This is a genomic window from Arthrobacter sp. UYCo732 (genome assembly GCF_040547265.1).
Classification (GTDB): Bacteria; Actinomycetota; Actinomycetes; order Actinomycetales; family Micrococcaceae; genus Arthrobacter.
Map to the genome: position 1 here is coordinate 175169 of NZ_JBEPPJ010000004.1, position 14449 is coordinate 189617.

Annotated in this window: 12 protein-coding genes; 3 read left to right on the top strand and 9 right to left on the bottom strand. The window is 66.6% G+C overall.

The genetic code is table 11. The features are described from left to right. Nucleotides 1-164: 164 nt before the first annotated feature. Entirely contained in the window at nt 165-2234 is a 2070-nt protein-coding gene (locus tag ABIB45_RS08795) for an acyltransferase family protein (RefSeq protein ID WP_502909108.1), read from the bottom strand. 317 nt (nt 2235-2551) lie between these two features. Further along, a complete protein-coding gene (locus tag ABIB45_RS08800; RefSeq protein WP_354215489.1) occupies nt 2552-4075 on the bottom strand; it encodes an ATP-dependent DNA ligase in 1524 nt (507 codons plus the stop codon). Between the two features lie 63 nt (nt 4076-4138). On the opposite strand from ABIB45_RS08800, the gene ABIB45_RS08805 reads away from it, so the two are divergent. Continuing rightward, nucleotides 4139-4741 carry a dihydrofolate reductase family protein gene (locus ABIB45_RS08805; RefSeq protein ID WP_354215490.1) on the top strand — a complete coding sequence of 201 codons (603 nt, stop codon included), beginning with the start codon at nt 4139-4141 and terminating at the stop codon, nt 4739-4741. A gap of 181 nt (nt 4742-4922) precedes the next feature. Here ABIB45_RS08805 and groL read toward each other — a convergent pair whose 3' ends face one another. The 3 genes from groL to ABIB45_RS08820 form a co-directional block, all read right to left on the bottom strand. Beyond that, nucleotides 4923-6533 carry a chaperonin GroEL gene (gene groL / locus ABIB45_RS08810; RefSeq protein WP_354215491.1) on the bottom strand — a complete coding sequence of 537 codons (1611 nt, stop codon included), beginning with the start codon at nt 6531-6533 and terminating at the stop codon, nt 4923-4925. A 76-nt stretch (nt 6534-6609) separates the two neighbouring features. Next, nucleotides 6610-6903: a co-chaperone GroES gene (gene groES, locus ABIB45_RS08815; protein ID WP_056344177.1), complete on the bottom strand. Its 294-nt coding sequence runs from the start codon at nt 6901-6903 to the stop codon at nt 6610-6612. Nucleotides 6904-7112: 209 nt separating this feature from the next. Next, nucleotides 7113-7496 (bottom strand): hypothetical protein, encoded by a 384-nt coding sequence (locus tag ABIB45_RS08820; protein WP_354215492.1) that lies wholly within the window; start codon nt 7494-7496, stop codon nt 7113-7115. 55 nt (nt 7497-7551) lie between these two features. On the opposite strand from ABIB45_RS08820, the gene ABIB45_RS08825 reads away from it, so the two are divergent. After that, nucleotides 7552-8781: a THUMP-like domain-containing protein gene (locus tag ABIB45_RS08825; RefSeq protein ID WP_354215493.1), complete on the top strand. Its 1230-nt coding sequence runs from the start codon at nt 7552-7554 to the stop codon at nt 8779-8781. 20 nt (nt 8782-8801) lie between these two features. Here ABIB45_RS08825 and ABIB45_RS08830 read toward each other — a convergent pair whose 3' ends face one another. Both ABIB45_RS08830 and ABIB45_RS08835 read right to left on the bottom strand, forming a co-directional pair. Then, nucleotides 8802-9620: a shikimate 5-dehydrogenase gene (locus ABIB45_RS08830; protein ID WP_354215494.1), complete on the bottom strand. Its 819-nt coding sequence runs from the start codon at nt 9618-9620 to the stop codon at nt 8802-8804. A 91-nt stretch (nt 9621-9711) separates the two neighbouring features. Further along, the gene (locus ABIB45_RS08835) at nt 9712-11157 is read right to left on the bottom strand and encodes a glycoside hydrolase family 3 N-terminal domain-containing protein (protein WP_354215598.1); all 1446 of its coding nucleotides are present in this window, start codon (nt 11155-11157) and stop codon (nt 9712-9714) included. Between the two features lie 356 nt (nt 11158-11513). On the opposite strand from ABIB45_RS08835, the gene ABIB45_RS08840 reads away from it, so the two are divergent. Continuing rightward, entirely contained in the window at nt 11514-12665 is a 1152-nt protein-coding gene (locus tag ABIB45_RS08840) for a glutamate--cysteine ligase (RefSeq protein ID WP_354215495.1), read from the top strand. A 113-nt stretch (nt 12666-12778) separates the two neighbouring features. On the opposite strand, the gene tsaD is transcribed toward ABIB45_RS08840, so the two are convergent. After that, the gene (gene tsaD, locus ABIB45_RS08845; protein ID WP_354215496.1) at nt 12779-13918 is read right to left on the bottom strand and encodes a tRNA (adenosine(37)-N6)-threonylcarbamoyltransferase complex transferase subunit TsaD; all 1140 of its coding nucleotides are present in this window, start codon (nt 13916-13918) and stop codon (nt 12779-12781) included. Beyond that, complete coding sequence (gene rimI / locus ABIB45_RS08850; RefSeq protein WP_354215599.1) at nt 13915-14403, bottom strand: ribosomal protein S18-alanine N-acetyltransferase; 489 nt, start codon at nt 14401-14403, stop codon at nt 13915-13917. The genes tsaD and rimI overlap by 4 nt, the downstream gene beginning before the upstream one ends. Nucleotides 14404-14449 lie beyond the last annotated feature (46 nt).

Consider the following 14449-nt stretch of genomic DNA (forward strand, 5'->3'; position numbering starts at 1 on the left):
AGTCTGTGCCGCACGCAGGGTAGCCATGCGCAAAGCGTTGAGTAAATATTAGAACCTCGCAGCCGATCCCCCTATTCCGGCAGCCGACTGTGAGCAACGGCACGCTCCCTGACCCCGCCCGCCCGGACAGGGAACCATGCAGGCATGGGCCCGCCCCCCGGGAGTCACGTCCAGCCCGTGGCGGCCAGCAGCCGCTCTTCAAACATGGGGATCATGCTTTCAACGTAGGTCCGGCTGAGGTGGTTGTCGTCCTTGTACACGTAGACGTTTCCCACCACCCCCGGGCAGCTGCCGCCGGCGCAGATGAAGTCGCTGACGTCCATCAGGTGCAGACCGTCGACCTTCCCGCGGTAGCTCTCCAGGGGTGAAGGATCGACCAGGGATTCGTTTAGCGGCGGGTTGCAGGCCGGGGAGTTCGGACCTTTGCGCTGGACACATTCGGGCATGTTGAAGGTGAACCTGGGGTTGTCCCGGATGCCGAGGATTTCGATGCCGGCGTCGGCGATCGGCTGGATTCCTTCCAGGTACGCCGGTACCTCTGTCTCAAACGGGGCTTCCTCGTGGGTCAGGGTGGCCACGGTGAAGACGGCATCCGGCCGGTGTTCGAGCACGTACGCCGCGCTGGCCCGGTTGTAGGCGTTGCATTCAGCATTCCGGGCCTCGGATTCCGCCCCAAAACGGCAGGCGGGCATCAGCAGCGTGACCAGTTCCCAGCCGCGGGCTTCCGCGATGGGGGCAAGAGCGGCCAGGTACTGCTGCGCATGGGAGTCCCCCAGCACCATGATCCGTTTGGTGGTTTCGCCGGGCGGGACAGCCTGCCGGCACCCAGCCAGAACCGGATCGGGCGTCGCGTTCGCATCGATACAGGGCGCATGGATCCCGGCCCAGTCGTGGTCCAGGACCGCCGGCGCCGGAATGATCCGCGCCGCGGGGGCCGGCGTGTCTCCGTTCCCAAACGTCAGTTGGGCCGCCCCCGGAGTCAGTTCGCGGGGCTGCGCTGCAGTGGCGGCCTCCTCCGCGGTCAGGCTGGTTTGCCAGACCGCCACGGGTCCGGCCAGGATGGCACAGCAGGCAGCAACGACGACGGCGGTGCGCCAGCTGCGTAACTGAGGCCAGCGCCATTCGCGGAGCGGCTTTTCCACAAAACGTGTGGTGAGGACGGCCAGGACGATCGAGGCGGCAACGATGGCCCCGCCCTCGCTGAGGTTGGGTGTTTCGACGCCGGTGGCGGCCAGTGCGAACACAAGTACGGGCCAGTGCCACAGATAGAGCGCGTAGGAGTTGTCGCCCAGCGAGACCAGCGGCTTCCAGCTCAGGAAGCGGTCCACGCCGAAGCGGCCGCCGCTCTGGCCGGCCACAATGATCGCTGCTGCCGCAATGGTGGGCCACAGTGCCAAGAATCCCGGGAAGGCCCGGTCCACGGTCAGCACCAGGCCGCAGGAGACCATGGCGATAAGCCCGGCCCAGCCCAGGATCAGGCGAAGCACTTTTCCGGGCTTCAGCAGCGGGAGGCTCAATGCCAGGAGCGAGCCCAGGGCGAATTCCCACAGCCTGGCCCTCGTGTCGAAGTAGGCGTACGCCTGGTTCGTGGCCGTCTGGTCAACTGAGAAAGCCAGCGATGCGGCGAGGATGGCTGCGAACACGGCTGCCGCCACGGCCCGGTAGCTGGTGTTGAACCTCCGCCGCAGGAGCCGCCACACTACAGCCGAGCCGGCGAAAACGAGAGGCCAGAGGATGAAAACCTGCCCTTGGATGGACAAGGACCAGACGTGCTGCAGCGGGCTCGCCCCGGCGTGGTCTTGGGCGTAATAGTCAACGGCGGTGTCGGCCAGCAGCCAGTTCTGCTGGTAAAGCAGCGCAGCCCAGGCCTGGTCCAGCACGGCCGGCCAGCGGCCTTGCGGGAGGACCAGCCAGGTGCCCGCGAGGACGGCGAGGATCACCACGACGGCGGCCGGCAGCAGCCGTTTGAAGAGGTGCAGCCAGTGCCGGAAAAGATTGAGCGAAGTACCGGCTTCGACCTTCCGGACAAAGGACATGGTCAGCAGGAAGGCCGAGATCAGGAGGAAGATGTCCACGCCGCCGGACACCCGGCCAAGCCACACGTGATACGTGACCACCATGAGTACAGCGAGCGCACGGAGGCCCTGCACCTCGGGACGGAAGGTGGGTTTGCGGGGGGCGCCGGTGGCGTCCGCCGGACCGCCGGGCGCAGCCTCTGTTCCCGCAATCAACACCCATGACCCCTAAAACCCGCTGGCAAAAACATCCACCCTACTTGCCTGTGACTCAGGATGGCCAATCACGGCGGGATTCAGAATGGCCTCTCAGCTGGCAGCCGGCGCGGACTCGCGGCGTGGGCCGGAAGGGTCGGGGAGCCTGAGGACGTCGAGCCCCACCACGCGCAGTTTTTGTCCAGATAATTGGCCGAAAGCGCTGTGCAATCCGCGATATCTGGACAAAAACTCGGGGGAGCCTTCGGTCTGCCCGCCGTGTCGGCAGGCGCGGGCCGGTATCAGGCGAGACGGTACGCCCGCTGCGGAACGGGCACAAGCTACGAACGCAGCAGCGCGCGCAGCGTCTGAATGGTGTCGGCCTCTGCCGCCGCTTTGTCGTCGCGGTAACGCTTGACGCGTGCGAACCGCAGGGCGATTCCGCCCGGATAGCGCGACGATTTCTGCACGCCGTCAATCGCGATCTCGACCACGGTGACGGGCTCCACCCAGACGGTGGCCGCCGTGCGGCGCACCTCGAGCTCCTGGAACCTCTCGGTCTGCCAGCGCAGCAGCGTGTCGGTGAGGCCCTTGAAGGTCTTGCCCACCATCACGTAGCCGCCCGGCACGCCGAACTCGCCGGCCGGGTCCAGGGCTCCCAGATGCAGGTTGGACAGCAGCCCGGTGCGCCGTCCAGACCCCCACTCGCAGGCGAGCACCACCAGGTCATACGTGAGTACCGGCTTCACCTTGATCCAGTTCGAACCTCGCCGACCGGCCGCGTAGGCCGATCCGACCGCCTTGACCACCACGCCTTCATGGCCGGCGGCAAGCGCATCCCGCGAGACTCTCTCAGCCACGGCCGCGTCCGCCGTAATCTCCCCAGGGATCCGGTGCTCGGGGGCAATGCGCTCGAGCACGCCGATCCGGGTCGAAAGCGGCTCGTCAAGCAGGTCGCGCCCGTCGATGTGCAGCACGTCGAAGAACCACGGATGCAGCACCGTGGCGCGCGCAGCATCCGCCCCGAACCGCGACATGGTCACCTGGAAGGGTCGCGGGCCGCCGTCCTCGTCGAGGGCGAGGGTCTCGCCGTCGAGGATCACATCGAGCACCGGCAGTCCGCGCACCACCTCCACCACCTCGGGCAGCCGGTGGGTCACCTCGGCCAGGGTGCGTGTGTAGATGCGCACATCGTCGCCGACGCGATGCACCTGGATGCGGGCGCCGTCGAGCTTGTATTCCACGGATGCCTCCCCCGTGACCTCCAGTGCCGCGCTGGCGGTCGCCGCGGTTGCGGCGAGCATGGGCTGCACGGGACGGCCGACGACGAGGCCCACCGCGTCCAGTTGGGCCGCCGTGCCGGTGATCGCCAGCAGGGCGGTCCCGCCGAGATCGCCGGAGAGCATCGCCGCACGGCGTACGGCGTCGACCGGCCGATCTGCGGCGCGGGCCACGGCATCCGTCAGCACCCCCTCCAGCGCACCGCTGCGCAGTTCCCCGAGCAGCACGCCGGCGATGAAGGCTTGTTCGCGCTCGGTGGCTGCCTCCGTGAGCAAGCGGAGCGTCGCGGCGCGCTCCGCAGCCGATCCGGCGCCCGCGGTGACAAGCAGGCGATCCAGCGCAGCGTCGAAGTCAGCCACGGTAAGACTTGGCTCGGCGGCCGGCTCCCCCATGGCTGCTGTCATGCCGCGCCAGCCGACCCCTACGCGGCCCTGTCGCGGCTTGGCGACGAGAAGGCCGACGGCGGCCGCGATGTCCCCGGGCTCAAGCCGGCGCAGCAGGTCGGCCAGCGCAGCGACCTTCGCAAGCCGGGAGCGGGTCGACGCGACGGCCGCCGTGGTTCTGACGAGCTCGTCGAGCAGCATGGCACCAGTCTGCCACGCCCGCAGACGATGGACAGCGCCGGGACGCAGTTCCAGAATGAACGCATGGGAATCATCGTCGCGAACCTGTTCATCACCCTCGACGGCGTCTACCAGGCTCCCGGCGGCCGCGAGGAAGACACCGAGGGCGATTTCGCCTTCGGCGGCTGGCAGGCGCCGGTGTCAGATGACGAGGCCGCCGCGGCCATCGGTGCCGGGATTGAAAGCATTGACGCCCTGCTTCTTGGCCGGAAGACCTACGACATCTTCGCCGCCTACTGGCCGCACCAATCAGATGACATCGGCGGCACGCTCAACCGGGTACCCAAGTTCGTCGTCTCCAGCACCCTGACCGCTCCGGGGTGGGCGGGCACTACCGTACTGCCGGACGCTGCCGCCGCGGGCCGGCTCCGGGATGAATACGACCAGGTGCACATGTTTGGCAGCGGCGTCCTTATTCGTTCACTGCTCGAGGCAGACGTGATCGACCGACTCCACCTCTGGCTCTATCCGATCACCCTCGGCCAGGGCAAGCGCCTCTTCGACCCCGGGACCATCCCCGCTTCCTTCCGCCTCGCTGAGCGGGCGCGCACCTTCCCAAAGGGCGCGGTGTCGCTGGTCTACGAGCGCACCGGCGGCGTCGAGACGCAGGAGATGGCGGTCGCCTAAGGGCCACAAAAAACCGGCCCAGCCGAAGCTGGACCGGTTCTTTGTGCTTGAGACTTTGCGCAGATGCCCTGGGCCCACGCCGTTCCCTGACCGTGGGCCCACACCGGCGAGGGGCCCAAATCGAGCGAAGCGAGATTTGGGAGCCGGTGGGGACGAAGCGAGGTAAGGGAGACGGTGGGGATTAGTGGCTGTGGCCTGCGTGCTCGTCTTGTTCAACGGGCTTTTCCACCACAAGGGTCTCGGTGGTGAGGACCAGCGCCGCGATGGAGGCTGCGTTGCGGAGGGCTGCACGGGTGACCTTGACGGGGTCGATGACACCGGCAGCGATCAGGTCTTCGTACTCGCCCGACTTGGCGTTGAAGCCGTTGTTGGTTTCGAGTTCGGCAACCTTGGCCGTGACAACGTAGCCGTCAAAGCCAGCGTTCTGGGCAATCCAGCGCAGCGGCTGGACCAGCGCGCGGCGGACAATGCCCACAGCTGCGGCGGCGTCGCCTTCGAGGGCCTTCACTGCGGGATCCTCGTCGAGGGCCTTCAGTGCGTGGATCAGCGCGGAACCGCCACCGGCCACGATGCCTTCTTCGAGGGCTGCGCGGGTGGAGGACACTGCGTCTTCGATGCGGTGCTTCTTTTCCTTCAGCTCGACCTCGGTGGCTGCGCCAACCTTGATCACGCCGATGCCGCCGGCCAGCTTGGCCAGGCGTTCCTGGAGCTTTTCCCTGTCCCAGTCGGAGTCGGTGCGGGTCAGCTCGGCGCGCAGCTGGGAAACCCGGGCTGCGACGTCTTCTGCGGAACCGGCGCCGTCAACGATGGTGGTGTTGTCCTTGGTGACCGTGATGCGGCGGGCGGTACCCAGCACCTCAAGGCCAACGGTATCCAGGCTGAGGCCCAGTTCCGCGGAGACAACCTGCGCACCGGTGAGGGTGGCGATGTCCTGCAGCATGGCCTTGCGGCGGTCGCCGAAGCCCGGAGCCTTGACGGCAACCACGTTCAGGGTGCCGCGGATACGGTTGACGATCAGGGTGGACAGTGCCTCCCCCTCGACGTCTTCGGCAATGATGAAGAGCGGCTTGGAGCTCTGCAGCGCCTTCTCCAGCAGCGGCAGGAAGTCCTGCACGGAGGAGATCTTGCCCTGGTTGATCAGGATGAGGGCGTCCTCGAGGACGGCTTCCTGACGCTCGGTGTCGGTGACGAAGTACGGGGACAGGTAGCCCTTGTCGAACTGCATGCCTTCGGTGAGGACCAGCTCAGTCTGCGTGGTGGAGGACTCCTCGATGGTGATCACACCATCCTTGCCGACCTTGCCGAACGCCTCGGCGAGGAGCTCGCCGATTTCGTCGCTCTGAGCCGAGATGGCAGCAACGTTGGCAACCTGGGTGCCTTCAACGGGGCGTGCGTTCTCGAGCAGGCGGGCAGCGACGGCTTCAACGGAAACCTCGATGCCGCGCTTGATCTGGCCCGGAGCGGCGCCAGCCGCAACATTGCGCAGGCCTTCCTTGACCAGGGCCTGGGCCAGCACGGTGGCCGTGGTGGTGCCGTCGCCGGCAACATCGTTGGTCTTGGTGGCTACTTCCTTGGCCAGCTGTGCGCCAAGGTTTTCGTACGGGTCATCAAGCTCAACTTCGCGGGCGATGGTGACGCCGTCGTTGGTAATGGTGGGTGCCCCCCACTTTTTGTCGAGGACAACGTTGCGGCCGCGGGGGCCGAGCGTCACCTTGACAGTGTTGGCGAGCTTATCGATGCCGGCTTCAAGCGACCGGCGGGCAGCGTCGTTAAACGCAAGCTGCTTTGCCATGGTTTTGTCCTTTCAAGACAGAACCCCGCGCTGCTGTTCAGTCAGGGACGGAACAGCAGCGCGGGGATCCAAAGAGTTACTTTACGACGATCGCCAGAACGTCGCGGGCGGACAGCACGAGGTACTCGTTGCCGCCGGTCTTGACTTCGGTTCCACCGTACTTGGAGTAGATAACGACGTCGCCAACGGCTACGTCGACGGGAACGCGGTTGCCATCTTCAAAGCGGCCGGGGCCGACTGCAACAACTTCGCCTTCCTGCGGCTTCTCCTGCGCGGAGTCCGGGATAACCAGGCCGGAAGCCGTGGTCTGCTCGGCTTCGAGCGGGCGGACAACAATACGATCCTCAAGAGGCTTAATAGAGACCGACACTCGGACCTCTCCTTCTACGTCAGCAAAATTCATGGACAGTTAGGCTGTGTCGCCGTGGCTGGCAAACCGTCGTCGCGGTGCCGGCAGCAGCCTGGCTGGCAGCTCTTCATGTGTTAGCACCCTCCTAGGGAGAGTGCTAATGACGACTCTATGTACTGGTTAGCACTCGGTCAAGGCGAGTGCCAGAATTATGTCCCCGGCGAACAGAATCAGCGGCCAGCAAGGTCGTCAAAATCCACGTCCTCATCGCCGTCGTCGCCGTCCTCTGCAGTGCCCCGCTTCAGATACAGCACCACCGCGCCGCCCACGGCAGCCAGCAGCGAAATCACCAGCAGGATAGTGCCGCCCACGCGTATGCCGGCGTAAAGTCCGCGGATGTCCCGGGCTTCGTCAGTGGCGTCCTGGATATCGTTGCCGCCCACGGAGTAGACAGTGGCGTTGAAAGTGTCCAGGAAGAAGATGATCACCAGCAGCGCGATGCATACGACGGCTACTGCGGATCCTGCAATCAGGGCGGGGCGGGCAATCTTCACCAGGTCCGTGCGGCTGGTTGGGGACGGTCCGGACGGCTGGGTGCCTGCGCTGTCTTCCATGCCTTCAACCCTAGCCGGAACAGGGCGCCGGCCCACCTCCACTAGGCTTGAACCCATGTCTTCAGTACCGCAGGAACAGATCGCCCCACTGCTCACGAGCGAGGGTTGGGAGCTGCTGGCATCCCTGGGGCCGTACCGCGAGGACGGGGCCTTTGAACTCAATTCGACGCTTCGCAAAGCGGGGCACTCCCCCGAACTGGTCTCCGCCGTACTCACCCAGTCCAGGCTGCGCACCAAGGCCGAGCTCAAATTTGGCGAGTTCGCCCGGAGCATGCTGTTCACCCAGGCGGGCCTTGAACAGGCAACCCGGCTCAACGTTGCGGCCCGGCACGCAGAACGGTTTGCGCAGGCCGGCATCAGCCATGTGGCGGACCTCGGCTGCGGGCTCGGTGCTGATTCCCTGGCCCTGGCATCGATGGACATCACCGTCACGGCCGTGGAGGTGGACGAAACCACGGCTGCCTGCGCCACTGTCAACCTCATCCCGTTTCCCAACGCCAAGGTGGTGCATTCGGACGCCATGACGGTTCCGCTGGAGGGGGTCGACGGCGTCTGGCTGGATCCCGCGCGCCGGGTCACCTCCACCTCGGGTACTAAACGGATCTGGGATCCCGAGGCGTTTTCGCCGCCGCTGTCTTTTGTGGAATCCCTCGCAGCCACCGGGCGCGCCGTCGGGGTCAAAATGGGTCCCGGCATGCCGCACGAGTCCGTGCCCACCGGGTGCGAGGCGCAGTGGGTTTCTGTTGGCGGCGATGTCACCGAGGTTGCCCTGTGGTTCAACTCCGTCAGGCGTCCCGGGATCCGCCGGGGCGCCTTGCTGCTCGGGCCGCAGGGAGCTGCGGAGATCACCAGCGCCGAAGACTTCGACGGCGGTCCCACCGCAGAGGTGGGTCCGGCAGAGGGCTACCTGTACGAGCCCGACGGAGCGGTGATCCGCGCGGGCATGGTTGCCGACGTTGCGCTTCAACTCGGCGGGCACCTTTTGGACGAACACATCGCCTACATCTGTGCCCCGGATCTGCTGGACACACCCTTCGCGCGGGCCTACAAGGTGCTGGAGGTGATGCCGTACAACGTTAAGGCGCTCAAGGCCTGGGTCAAGGACAACGGCGTCACGGTGCTGGACATCAAAAAACGCGGCGTCTCCGTGACCCCCGAAGAACTGCGGAAACAGCTCCTCGCCGGCACTAGGGGCGGCAGCAAGAAGGCCGGAGCCAAAACGGCCACCCTGGTCCTGACCCGCATCGGGGAGGACCGGGTAGCCATCGCGGTGGAACCCGTCTAAACCTGTTCTGCTGGCGCGTTCTACTGGGCGCGCATGAAATCCTCGGCGGCCCGCACCTGCGCGTCGGTGGGACGCACCCCCGTGTAAAGCACAAACTGCTCGAGTGCCTGGATGGTGGCCACCTCAGCGCCCGTGATCACGCGCTTTCCCGCGGCCCGCGCGGCCGTGATCAGCGGTGTCTCGGCGGGGAGTGCCACGACGTCGAACACCACCTTGGCTGCAGCGATGGCGTCCGCCGGGAAGGACAAGGAGTCGACGTCGGGGCCTCCTGCCATCCCTATGGGCGTGACGTTGATGATCAGGTCCGCCGTGCCGCCGTCGAGCGTTGCCCGCCACTGGAAGCCGTACTGCTCCGCGAGCCCCCGGCCGGTGTTCCCGTTGCGGGCGATGACGGTGACGTCGGGGAAGCCGGCGTCGCGCAATGCCGCCACGGTAGCTTTCGCCATGCCGCCGGCACCCTGGACCAATACGGAGTAGTCCGTGGGCACGGCGTTGTTCTTGAGCAGCTGTTCGATCGCCGTGTAGTCGGTGTTGTAGGCCGTGAGATGGCCGTCGGTGTTCACGACGGTGTTGACCGAGTCGATGGCTTTAGCCGAAGGATCAAGCTCGTCCACGAGGGCCATCACATCCTCTTTATAGGGCATGGACACCGCACAGCCCCGGATCCCCAGCCCGCGAACGCCGGCGATCGCCTGGGCCAGGTCGGTGGGGGCAAACGCCTTGTAGATCCAGTTCAGATCCAGCTGGTCGTAGAGGTGGTTATGGAACCGGGTCCCGTTGTTGCTGGGCCGGGCCGACAGCGAGATGCAGAGGGTCATGTCTTTATTAAGAATGGGCACCCGTCCATTTAACCCGGACTCCCCAACTGAATGGCAGATAACGCACTGAAATGGGCGAATGACGACGTTAAGTGCAAGTCAGTTGGGCGGGTTACGGGCAGCCGGTGCCCGCCGGGAAGCTTCCGACGGCAGCTGGCAGGTTCCCCGGGGCGGCCGCTTTGCCCGCCAGCACGGCGACCAACGCGTCAAAGGCGCCAGGGGTACGGCCGTAGAGCGCGATCTTCACCGGTGCGCTGGAGCCCGCCAGTGGCCAGGGCGCATCGAGCGTCACCGCGATGTCCCCTCCGGCGGGGCTTCCGCCGTAGCCGATGAGGGTCACGAGCGGGCCTTGCCCGATGGCCAACCCGGCCTTCGCTGCGGCCGCTTCGAACCTTGCCCGGTCCTGGTTGGAACCGCCGGCGATCCGGATGCCTGCCGGGGCGAGGGGCCCGGCACATTGTCCGGACAGGACCGTGACGGCTGCTGCGGAGACCCGCGCCGAGATGTCGCCGGTGCTGCCCGGGGCGGCGCCCTTGGGCCCTTGTGGGGATGACGCCGTCCGGCCGCGCCACGCCATCATGGTGGCAACCCGCGTGGCGGCCTCGTCCAGGCGCGCCGCCGGCAAGGTTCCGCCAGCCACGGCACCCACGATGGCCGCATGGGCCTGCCCGATGTCCGCCGGCATCAGCAGCAGGTCCGCGCCGGCCGCGAGCGCTGCCGGCGCAGCAGAGCCACCGGGATACTGCTGCTGGACCGCGCCCATGTTCAGGGCGTCCGTCACGGCAACGCCCTTGAAGCCCATGCCGCGGAGTGTTCCGTACGTCTGCGCTGATAACGACGCCGGCACGCCGGGTTCCAGCGCCGGCACGGCGATGTGCCCCGTCATGACAATCGGCACACCGGCGGCGATGGCTGCCCGGAACGGCTTCCAGTCACGGGCCTCGAGATCGGAGATGCCTGCAGGCTGCACCGGCAGGTTTTGATGCGAGTCGACGGTGACGGAGCCGTGGCCGGGGAAATGCTTGACGGCGGGCAGGACGCCGGCTTTCTCCATCCCTTGGGAAAACGCCACCGCGAGTTGCCCCGCCTGGTCAGGGTTTCCGGACATCGACCGTGCCCCGATGGTGGGATCCGCAGGGCCGATGGTGACGTCGGCATCGGGAGCGAAGTCCACGTTGAATCCCAGCCCAGCGAGCTCAGCGGCGAGTGCCCCGCCTGCGTCTTGGGTGACCTTCCCATCGCCGGCTGCCCCGTAGCTCAGGGGCGTGGGCCATTCGGTCAGCGGTGCGCCTAAGCGGGCCACGATCCCGCCCTCCTGGTCCACGCCGATGAGACCGGGCCATGGCCTTCCGTCAGCCCGGAAAGCCTGTGCCAGCCGGTCATTCACCGCCGCCATTGCTGCCGGGTCCGCCTGGCCGCGCGCGTCCAGCGGAATGTTGTCGCCCATAATGATGGACCCGGCCAGATGAAGTCGTTCAATGGTGGCGGCCTGGGCCTGCGGGTCGGTTCCCGCATATGCGGCCATCAGCACCTGGCCCGCCTTCTCCTCCACCGACATTGCCGCCACAGCGGCGGCTGCCACATCATGGTCCCGCTGCTCCGGGCCCCAGCCCAGCGGCCTCACCCCGGGGTCAGGTGCGGGGGCCGCGGAAGGAGGTGCCGCCGTCGGACGCTCTGATCCGGGTGGCGAGACAGATGGAGATGCGGAAGCGGAGCCTGACGGCACTGGCGATGTGGCCGGAACGGCGGTGCAGGCAGCCAACGCGGATGCGGCAGCCGCAGCCGCGAAAAAGAGGGTAATTTTGTGAATACTGTCACGGGTGCTCACGAACAAAGCCATCAAGACGATGCTACCCCTGCACTAGACTTGAACGCGGCGTGCGCCCATGGTCAACCGAACAGTTAGGGGAACGCATGAAGATTGATTTCGCTTCATCGAGGCAATCAACTCTTGGTGTGGAATGGGAACTGGCCCTGGTGGACGGCCGGACAGGCGAACTGGCATCGGTGGCAAATGAGGTCCTCCGCGGCGTGGTTGCCAGACACCCCGAGCTCAACGAAGACGACGAACACCCCCACATCAAGCAGGAACTCTTGCTGAACACGGTGGAGCTTGTGACCGGCATTTGCGAGACGGCCGGCGAAGCCAAGGAAGACCTCAGCAGGTCGCTGGCCGCTGTCCGGGAAATCACCGATCCCATGGGTGTGGAGGTCTTCTGCGCCGGCAGCCATCCGTTCAGCCCGCCGCAGCTGCAGCCGGTGACGGACAAGGCCCGCTACGCCAAGCTGATCGACCGCACCCAGTGGTGGGGCCGGCAAATGGTCATTTACGGCGTACACGTCCACGTTGGGCTGGACCGGCGCGAAAAGGCCCTGCCCGTGCTGGACGGGCTGGTGAACTACTTCCCGCATTTCCAGGCGCTCTCAGCATCAAGCCCGTTCTGGGGTGGCGAGGACACCGGCTACGCCTCGCACCGCGCCCTGATGTTCCAGCAGCTGCCGACGGCGGGCCTGCCCTTCCAGTTCCGGTCCTGGGCGGAATATGAATCCTACGTCCAGGACATGTTCACCACCGGCGTGATCGACACCCTGTCCGAGATCCGCTGGGACATCCGGCCGGTCCCCAACCTGGGCACCATCGAGATGCGCATCTGCGACGGCCTGGCCTCGCTGGAGGAAGTGGGCGCGATCGCTGCCCTCACCCAGTGCCTCGTGGACGAATTCTCCACCACGCTGGACAACGGCGGGACCATCCCCACCATGCCGCCCTGGCACATCCAGGAAAACAAATGGCGGGCCGCCCGCTACGGCATGGAAGCCATCATTATCCTCGACGCCGCCGGCAACGAGCAGCTGGTCACTGACCACCTGATGGAGACCCTGAACCGGCTGGAGCCGGTGGCGGTTAAACTCGGCTGCACCGACGAGCTGGCCGACGTCGAAAAGATCATCCGCCGGGGCGCCGGCTACCAGCGCCAGCGCCGTGTGGCCGCCGAGCACGGCGGAGACCTGCAGGCAGTGGTGCTGGACCTCGTCAAGCAGATGCGGAACGGCCCGACGGGCTAATGCAGTCCCTGCCCCGAAACGGGGCACTTCAACACGGACACGCCAGCCGCCGTCGTGATTTACGACGACGACGCCCCCAAAGTGCCCCGCGGAGTTCGCCGGGCGAACCTGCCTCAGACCTGCAGTGACACCGCGGTGACCGGCATCGAGGAGTCGGGGGCGAAGCGGATGCCGCTCGGCCCGATCCCCGCCATCACCAACTGCGCGCCCAGGGCCGCCACCATCGCTCCGTTGTCCGTACACAGTTCCAGCGGCGGAACGTGGAGCCTGATTCCGGCCGACGCGCAGCGCTGGCCGGTAAGCTCCCGCAGCCTGGAATTGGCCGCCACTCCCCCGCCCAGCAGGACGTCCTTGATGCCGTGCTCGCGGCAGGCCAGCACGGCCTTGGACGTGATCACATCCACCACCGCTTCCTGGAATGCTGCCGCGACGTCGGCAACCGGCACCTCCTCGCCGCGGGCCTCGAACTGCTCTACGCAACGGGCGACGGCGGTCTTCAGGCCGCTGAAGGACCAGTCGTAGCGGTGCTTCCCGGGTTCCTCGGCGGTGCCCATGTATTTGGATTGGCTGAGTCCGCGCGGGAACCGGATGGCTTTGGGATTGCCTGTCCGGGCCAGCCTGTCGATGGCCGGGCCGCCCGGGTAGCCAAGGCCCAGGATGCGGGCCACTTTGTCGTACGCTTCGCCGGCGGCGTCGTCGATGGTGGAGCCGAGGAGCCGGACGTCATCGGTGATGCTGTTGATTTTCAGGATCTCGGTGTGCCCGCCGGAGACTAGCAGGGCGCCGAGGTTGTCGGGCAGGCGCGGGGCACCCTGGACGCCCGCCGGCACAGCTCCCGGGCCCCCGGCCGGGGACCCGCCGTCGGGCGTTGCACGGTCCAGCAGCCCGACGCCGACGTGCGCCACCAGGTGGTTGATGGCGTACAGCGGCTTGCCGGTGGAGACGGCCAGTGCCTTCGCCGCGCAGACCCCCACCATGAGCGCGCCGGCCAGCCCGGGGCCGGAGGTAACGGCGATGGCGTCGACGTCATCCAGCTTCACGTCGGCATCGGCCAAGGCCTGCCGCAGCGTGGGGACGAAGGCGTCAAGGTGGGCGCGGGAAGCAATCTCGGGGATCACCCCGCCGAAGCGAACGTGCTCGTCCATCGAGGAGGACACGGTGTTGGTGAGCAGGGTGGTGCCGCGGACGATCCCCACGCCGGTTTCGTCGCAGGATGATTCGATGCCCAGCACCAGTGGCTGCGAGCGGTTCATGCCTGGCCTGCTTCCGTTGTGGGATTGGCGGTGGGGTCGGCTGCCGGGATGGCGCCGTCCGGCACCAGCTGCAGCCGCATGATGAAGGCGTCCACGCCGTCGCGGTAATACTTGCGGCGCACGTGGATCTGTTCGAAACCAAACCGTACGTACAGCTGCTGGGCCCGCGGATTGTCCTCACGGACCTCCAGCAGGACGTCAGCTGCCCGGCGAAGCCGCGCTTCGTCGATCAGCCGGGTCAGGAGGGCCGAACCGATTCCGCGTCCCTCGAATTCAGGCACGACGGCGATGGTCTGGACGTCAGCGATGGGCTCAATGCACATCAGGCCGGCGTAGCCCACAACGTCCCCGCCGCTTTCTGCCACGAAGTAGCGCCGGGTCTCCGGCTGGGACAGTTCCGCCAGGAACATCTGCAGCGGCCACGCGTCCGCAGGGAACAGCCGCTGTTCCAAGGCGTTGACGGCGGGCACATCCTCCAGGGTCATGTCCCGGAAGGTCAGACCATCGGTGCTAGAACGGCCGGTGCTGGAC